We start from the raw sequence: 6,824 nt of genomic DNA on the forward strand, positions 1-6,824 counted from the left end.
CAACAACTGATCGAACTCTCAGAGATCGAGCCGGAGCAGATCATCCCAGGTCTCGCGGCGGATGACCTCGCGTGCTTCGCCATCCTTGACGAACACCACTGCGGGCCGCGGGACCTTGTTGTAGTTGGACCCTAGCGAGTAACCGTAGGCGCCAGTGACCGGGGTCGCAATGATGTCGCCGACCGCGAGGTCGCTGGGCACCAGGCCGTCGCGGACCAACAGATCGCCTGATTCGCAGTGTTTTCCGACCAGGCGAATCGTCATCGGGCGCTCGGCACTCGTCGCGCGAGGCAGGAAGGTCTCGTAGCCGCTGCCGTACAGGACTGGACGCGGGTTGTCGCTCATGCCGCCGTCAACCGCCACGTAGGTACGCACGTTTGGGATTCGCTTGATCGTGCCAACCCGATACAGGGTCAGGCCCGCGGCCGCGACGATCGAGCGACCGGGCTCTGCCGTGATCCGCCCCGTGATCCCCTGCGCTGCACAGGCCCGGCGGATCGCCGCGCCCCAGTCCAAGATGTCGCTGCTCGACTCACCCTCGACATACGCGACACCCAGGCCGCCTCCGATACACAGCTCCTCGAGCCCCAGCGGGTTGAAGATCGGCGCGAGCACCTCGATGACCTTCTCGAACGAGGACACGTCGAACACCTGGCTGCCAACGTGGGCGTGGAGCCCGAGCAGGCGCATCGCGGGACTGGCCGAGGCTCGCTCGATCGCCGCCTGGGCGACCCCGGACTCCACGCCAAACCCAAATTTCGAGTCGTGTTGGCCCGTCTGCACGAACTCGTGGGTGTGCGCGACGACCCCGGGGGTGATGCGCAGCAAGATCGCTGGAGCAGGCAGACCTTCGGCGACCAGCGCCTCGATCCGGTCGAGCTCGTCGAACGAGTCGACGACGATCCGGTGGACGCCCTCCCGCATGGCGTAGCGCAGCTCGGCCTCGCTCTTGTTGTTGCCGTGGAACACCAAGGAGTCCGCAGGCACACCCGCCGCGAGCGCGACGTGCATCTCGCCACCCGACGCCACATCGATCTGCATCCCCTCTTCATGGGCGAGCTTGGCCACGGCGCGGCACAGGAACGCCTTGCTCGCGTAGGCGACACCATCCGGGAACGCCGCCCGGGCCGCCCGGCAGCGGGCCCGAATGTGGTCCTCGTCGTAGACAAACAGCGGCGTCCCAAACCGCTCGGCCAGCTCGACCGCGTCCAGACCCGCGATCTGTAGCCGCCCGTCGGCGGCGATCGAGGCGTTATCCGAGAGCAGAGAAGCGGGGAGGATGCTCATGCCCGCGGACACTACCCAGATCCGCCCCCCCTCACAAACCGCCCGCGACCCCCGCAAACTGGCCGACTTCGGCAACGTGCAGTGCGCCTGTGGGGGTCATCGTCGTGTTTAGCCCGGGTTGATGCCGACGCAGCAGCCGGTCTGGCAAAATTGACCCTCCTCGCAGTCGTTGATGTCGAGGCAGGGCGTGACGCCGTCGGGGCACGACGGCTCGTCGCAGTTCTCGGGCAGATCGTTGGGATCCTGGCCGAAGCACAGCTCGCACTCCTCGGGCATGCAGGGGTTGTTGCAGTTGTCGAAGAAGGTGCACGAGTCGCACGCGTCGAGGTTGTCGAGCGCACACTCGCCCCCGCCGAGGTACACGAACTGTCCGTCGACCTCGCAGCAGCCAAAGCAGTCGCAGCCGTTGGGCACCAGCGGCGTGCAGAAGTCCAGGCACGTCTGCGGCATCATGGCGTCGCACATCATGAAGTTGGGGTCGTACTCGCAGCCGATGTCGGCGCCAGGGTTCTCCGGGTCGCACTTGAGGTTCCACTCGCAGTGGTCGTCGCCGCCGCCCGAGTTCGAGTCGAAGTAGCAGTCGCCCTTGCAGTCGTTGTTCTGGCCGGGCAGGTTGGTCTTGAACGTGGACTCGTCATCGTCGCAAGGCGAGATGCACTCGGGATCCGCGAGGTCGATCTTGCCGTCGTTGTCGTTGTCGATCGTGTCGCCGCACTCGTAGACCTTGTTGCCGCACATGATGACCTCGGCGTCCAGGTTCTCGAGCAGGCAGGTGGACGAGCAGCCATCACCGTCGACGTTGTTGTTGTCGTCGCAGCCTTCTTCGGGGCCCTCGAAGCCGTCGCCGCAGACGTTGATCGTGCAGTCGGACAAGCACGCGAAGGTGTCGCCGTTGTCTGTGCCGTCGTCACACTCTTCACCGGGGTCGAGCACGCCGTCACCACAGGTCTGGGGATCGCCGTCGCCGTCGCCGGGATCGCCGTCGCCGTCGCCGGGATCGCCGTCGCCGTCGCCGTCGCCGTCGCCGTCACCATCGCCCGAATTGCTGTTGCTGCCGCTGTCACTCGGGTCGCCGTCGCCGTCGCCGGTCGCGGTCCCGGTCTCGCTGCCACCGGTGGCCGCGTCCGCGGCCCCATTGCCACCGCAACTCGAGAGTGACAGCAGGAGCCCAGTGCTCAGAACCAAAGAAAGTCGAGCTGTGCGCATCGGGGGGTTGGACAGCGCCGCCAACCAGAATTCTAGGTAGACGGACGATGATTGATCAGGGATTGATCAGGGGATTGATCAGGGATTGATCAGCGACTGATCAGCGCGGATCGAGGCCCCGACATGGACGTCCGGGATCCAGGCGGGCGAGCGAAGCGCGAACCTCATTCTCCACCGCGGAGTCGGGCCAGCGCTGCAGGTACAGCTCGTAGGCGCAGCGGGCCTCGTCCGTGCGCTTGGCGTTGCGTAGCAGTCGCGCCAGGTCCAGGAGGCCCGTTCGGGTCTGGCTAGCCCTGGGATAGCTCGACACCAACCGACGCAACACACTGGCCGCTTTGTCAGGTTTGCCGGCGGCGAGGAGCAGCTCGGCCTCACGCGCGAGCTGCGTTGCGGTGGGGTCGCTCGGGGCTCCGGCGGATGCGTGAAGCTCGATGTGCTCGACGCTCAGCACGGTCCGCTCGCCATCTTCACTGATCCACGCGGCCACCCCGTTGTGCAGCTTGACCGCGGCGGTGCGCTGCACCACTTCGATCGTGGCGCTGCCCTCGGCGACCTCGAGCTCGAGCCCCGGAAGACTGACCCGCAGCGCGCGGCCGGGGCTCGCCTCGACCTCGAGCTCATGGACGCCCTCACCGAGCGCGATCGACCACGGTCCGCGCACCTCGACCTGGGTGCTGGTGCGCAGGCTGACCGCGCTGTCGAGCGCGAGCGGAGGGATCGCGTAGGTCGGCGCCTCGAGGTTGATGTGGCGATGGTCCTGAGCGTCTGCGTGACCAGCTTGCTGGAGCGTGGGCGCAGCTTCGCGGGCGGAGAGCATGGGCCACAGCAGGCTCACCGCGACCAGCGAGGCCGCGAGCGCGATCGCGGCGCTCAGCATGATCGTGCGCCGAGCCTGGGCGCGACCGCGATGCTGCTCGAGCCCGGCCAGGACCGCCTCGGCGGTCACGTTGGTCGGCGCGATCGGCTGCTCGCGGGCGGCCGCGATGAAGCGCTGCAGCTCGGGGCGTGGCGTGGTCATGACCCACCACCGCTCGGCCCGTGGAACGCGACGCCGAGCGCCTGACACAGCAGCTCTTCGGCGCGCCGGGTTCGATACGAGACGGTGCTGACCGGGACCTCGAGCGCCTCGCTGGCTTCGAGCAGCGACATGCCCTCGACGACCCGGGCGATGAACGCCTCGCGCAGCTTGGGCGAGAGCTCACCGAGCGCGACGTAGAGCTGCTCGCGGTGCTCATGAACCTCGAGCTGGTCGTGCGGCGTGGTCTGGACCTGGGCGGGGATCTGGGTGGCTCGGAGCTCGCGGCGGCGCCTGCGTTGTTCGCTGTCCCACCAGTTGCGGGCCTTGTTGACCACGATTCGATACAGCCAGGTGTGGAGCTGGCTGTCCCCGCGGAACCGATCGAGGTTGGCGAACGCGGCGATGAAGACCTCCTGCACGAGGTCGTCGACCGACGCTGGATCGCCGGTCATGCGCTGGACCTGCGCGCAGACCCGGGCCTTGTGCAGCTCGAACAGCTCGCGCTGCGCCGCTGGATCATGCCGACGAGCACGGGCGACCAACCCCAGGATGGTCGCCTGCGTGTCCCCCTGCTTGTCTGGCAGGGGCAGCGCGTGAATGGTTGCCCCCGCGGGTTTTTCATCAGGCGCGTGGGGGTTGGCCACGGCCACCAGTGTAGACCGGCGCACGGACTGCAGACCGTGCCTAGCGAGGTAATTCCGACTTCTTTGGAATTGTGAGGCCAATCTCCAACGTCAACAGCCAGCGCACGTGCCCCCAGCGGAGCACGTCCTGGGTGCCGCGCGCGCGCAGTGCCGGAAATGTAGTCTCGACTCCCGTTCGAACACCCATGACCAGGTGCCCGAGTCGAAGCTGCGCGAGCGCACCCAGCTCACCGCCACCTGCCCACGCCGTGGCTGACTTGAGCTGCTCGGCGTGGGTCCACTTGATCACGGGCATCGCCAGAATCCCCAGCCACAGCTGCCCGCGTGCGACCGGGGCCCCGGCGGCGAGGCCGAGCCCGGCGTCGGCCTGGTGGACATCGATCTCGCCGGCCCAGCCGTGAGACCAGCGCACGCGCACCCGCGGCTGCAGGTGCTCGCCGAGCAGCCACGCCCCCGCACCGAGCCCCACGCCGAGCCCGGGATCGATCGCGCGCGGCGGTCCAAGCCCGACGTGGCCCTCGATGAGCATGAACCCGCGCGGTCGCTCGGGCGACGCCGCGGGAGGCTGCGATCTGTCAGCGAGGTCCGGCTCGCTCGGCTCGTTCGGCTCGTTCGCCTCGGCCGACTCGATGATCACCGCCAGGATCGACGCGAGCTCGCGGCTGCGGTCGGTCTCGGTCTGGCCGTTGAGCTCGACCGTTCGGCGCTCGGTGTTGGCGTGGCCGGGCCCGGTCAACGCGAGCTCGTAGCGGCCATCTTGGCCGGCTTCAATGCTGATTCGCCACTGATCCAGCTCATCGCCCACGCGGGCGCGCAGGCCCAGCTGCAGCGCGACAGGATCGAGCCCGGCAGCGTCGAGCTCGTGTACGGCGCCGTCCGCTGGTGCGAGCGCCAGCATCGTGGTGATCACGGCCGAGTGAAGGAGCGCCCCGAGCAAGGCTTCAAGTGGTGCCACGACGGGCGAGAAAACACCAGCCAGACCGCCCGCAGTGGGCTTTGGTGGGCACTTTGGAATTGCAGGGATTGGCCCTGTCGAAGCCCCGTGAAGCCAACGACGACCTCTGTTGTTCTGCACGGGCTGCTCGCGGTCGCCTGTGTCACTGTCGGCTGTACGAAGGATCTCCCGGTCGGCGGCGAGCTTGGTGACGCCTGCACGCCCACGGACGACGAGCCGTGCATATCCGGGTTGGTGTGCGAGCCCAGGAACGGCGGCGACGATCCCTATGTGTGCGCCGGACCGGTCGAGCTGCGGGGCATGGTCGTCGACGCCCTCGACGAGACCCCGATCGCTGGTGCGCGGATCCTCGCGCTCGACGACACTGGGGCGCCCGTGAGTGACGTTGCGATCTCCGACGCCGCGGGCAACTACGCGCTGCCGATCTCGATCGCCCGAGACGCCGACGGCAACCCCGCGACCGCGCTCACGCTCACGCTCTCGGGCAGCGCCAAGGACTACCAGATCTATCCCAGCGGCCTGCAGCCAGCGTTTCCCGTCAGCACCGCGGAGGTCATGCCGGTCGAGGACGACCCCGACGACGACACCGACGATCATCTACAGGTGATCGAGAACGCCTCGACGACCGTGGGCTTGCTGCCGCTCGATGACGCCGACCAGGGTGGCTTCACGGTCATGGGTCGGGTGGCGGGCGAAGCCGATGACACCGGTGGCACCTTGGTCGTCGCCGAGGGCGGGCACCGCGTGTACACGGTCGCCGACCGCGGCGGCGCGTTCACGCTGTTCAACGTGGAGGCCGGCAGCACCACCGTCCGCGGCTACCGTGGCGGTCTGCAGCTGGTCCCCGAGACGCTCGACGTCAACGCCGACGTCTCGGGGGTCGTACTCGAGCTCGCGGGCGAGGGCCTCGCGAGCGTGAGCGGGAGCGTCAACATCGTCAACGCGCCCGGCGGCAGCGCGACCTCCGTGGTGTTGATCCCGAAGGCGCTGTTCAACCCGGTGTTCGAGTTTGGCCCGGTCCCCTACGGTCTGCGGGCGCCCGAGCCCGGGATCGCGGCCAACGTCAGCTCCGGCTGGACGATCGCGGATGTCCCCGAGGGCACGTACCTGGTGATCGCCTCGCTCGAGAACGATCTGTTGGTGCGCGACCCCGACACCAGCATCGCTGGCACCGAGATCCTCGAGATCACGGTCGGGGCTGGCGAGGACCTGGACCTGCAAGACAGCTTCAAGGTCACCGAGGCGCTGGGCGTGGTCAGCCCTGGGCGCGACGGACCCGAGGAAGTCAGCGGCGCGCCGGTGTTCGTGTTCGACGACGACAGCAGCGAGGATCGCTACGAGGTCGTCGTTCATGACGCGCTCGGGAACGAGATCTGGCGCGACGATCAGGTTCCTGGCGTGTCGGGCAGCGCGACGGTCTCCGTCGACTACGCCGGCCCCGAGCTCACGCCTGGCATGTACTACCGGTTCGTGGCCACGTCCTGGAAAGACGGCAACCCAGCCCCGAGCGCCCTGTCACGCACCGAGGACCTGCGCGGCGTCTTCGTGTACCGCTAGTCCGTGTCTCTGAAGTTCCTGGCGGAACTTCAGAGACACGGACCAGCTTCTGGATCTTGATGGAGGGGCTTCGCAGCCCCTCCCCCATGCCGACGGAGTCGTCATGGGGCCCCCACCCCGGCGGGCCGGCAGAGCCGGCCTCAATCTTGATGGAGGG

Annotated in this window: 6 protein-coding genes; 1 reads left to right on the top strand and 5 read right to left on the bottom strand. The window is 68.1% G+C overall.

Features of this window, described 5'->3' with window-relative positions; genetic code table 11:
- Positions 1-18: 18 nt before the first annotated feature.
- The 5 genes from lysA to ENSA7_RS22235 all read right to left on the bottom strand — a co-directional run bounded on the left by lysA (position 19) and on the right by ENSA7_RS22235 (position 5,110).
- Positions 19-1,287, bottom strand: a complete 1,269-nt coding sequence (gene lysA / locus ENSA7_RS22215) for a diaminopimelate decarboxylase (protein WP_106091335.1) — start codon at positions 1,285-1,287, stop codon at positions 19-21.
- 108 nt (positions 1,288-1,395) lie between these two features.
- Positions 1,396-2,493: a hypothetical protein gene (locus tag ENSA7_RS22220; protein ID WP_106091336.1), complete on the bottom strand. Its 1,098-nt coding sequence runs from the start codon at positions 2,491-2,493 to the stop codon at positions 1,396-1,398.
- Between the two features lie 100 nt (positions 2,494-2,593).
- The gene (locus ENSA7_RS22225) at positions 2,594-3,511 is read right to left on the bottom strand and encodes a tetratricopeptide repeat protein (protein WP_106091331.1); all 918 of its coding nucleotides are present in this window, start codon (positions 3,509-3,511) and stop codon (positions 2,594-2,596) included.
- On the bottom strand, positions 3,508-4,155 hold the full coding sequence (locus ENSA7_RS22230) for an RNA polymerase sigma factor (protein WP_181233995.1): 648 nt from the start codon (positions 4,153-4,155) through the stop codon (positions 3,508-3,510). Before ENSA7_RS22230 ends, ENSA7_RS22225 begins: the two co-directional genes overlap by 4 nt.
- A 40-nt stretch (positions 4,156-4,195) precedes the next feature.
- The gene (locus ENSA7_RS22235; RefSeq protein WP_146157995.1) at positions 4,196-5,110 is read right to left on the bottom strand and encodes a hypothetical protein; all 915 of its coding nucleotides are present in this window, start codon (positions 5,108-5,110) and stop codon (positions 4,196-4,198) included.
- An 87-nt stretch (positions 5,111-5,197) separates the two neighbouring features.
- Between ENSA7_RS22235 and ENSA7_RS22240 the strand changes: the two genes are divergently transcribed.
- Positions 5,198-6,667 (top strand): hypothetical protein, encoded by a 1,470-nt coding sequence (locus tag ENSA7_RS22240; RefSeq protein ID WP_106091334.1) that lies wholly within the window; start codon positions 5,198-5,200, stop codon positions 6,665-6,667.
- The last annotated feature ends 157 nt before the right edge of the window (positions 6,668-6,824 follow it).

Source organism: Enhygromyxa salina, assembly GCF_002994635.1.
GTDB classification, from domain to species: Bacteria; Myxococcota_A; Polyangia; order Nannocystales; family Nannocystaceae; genus Plesiocystis; species Plesiocystis salina_B.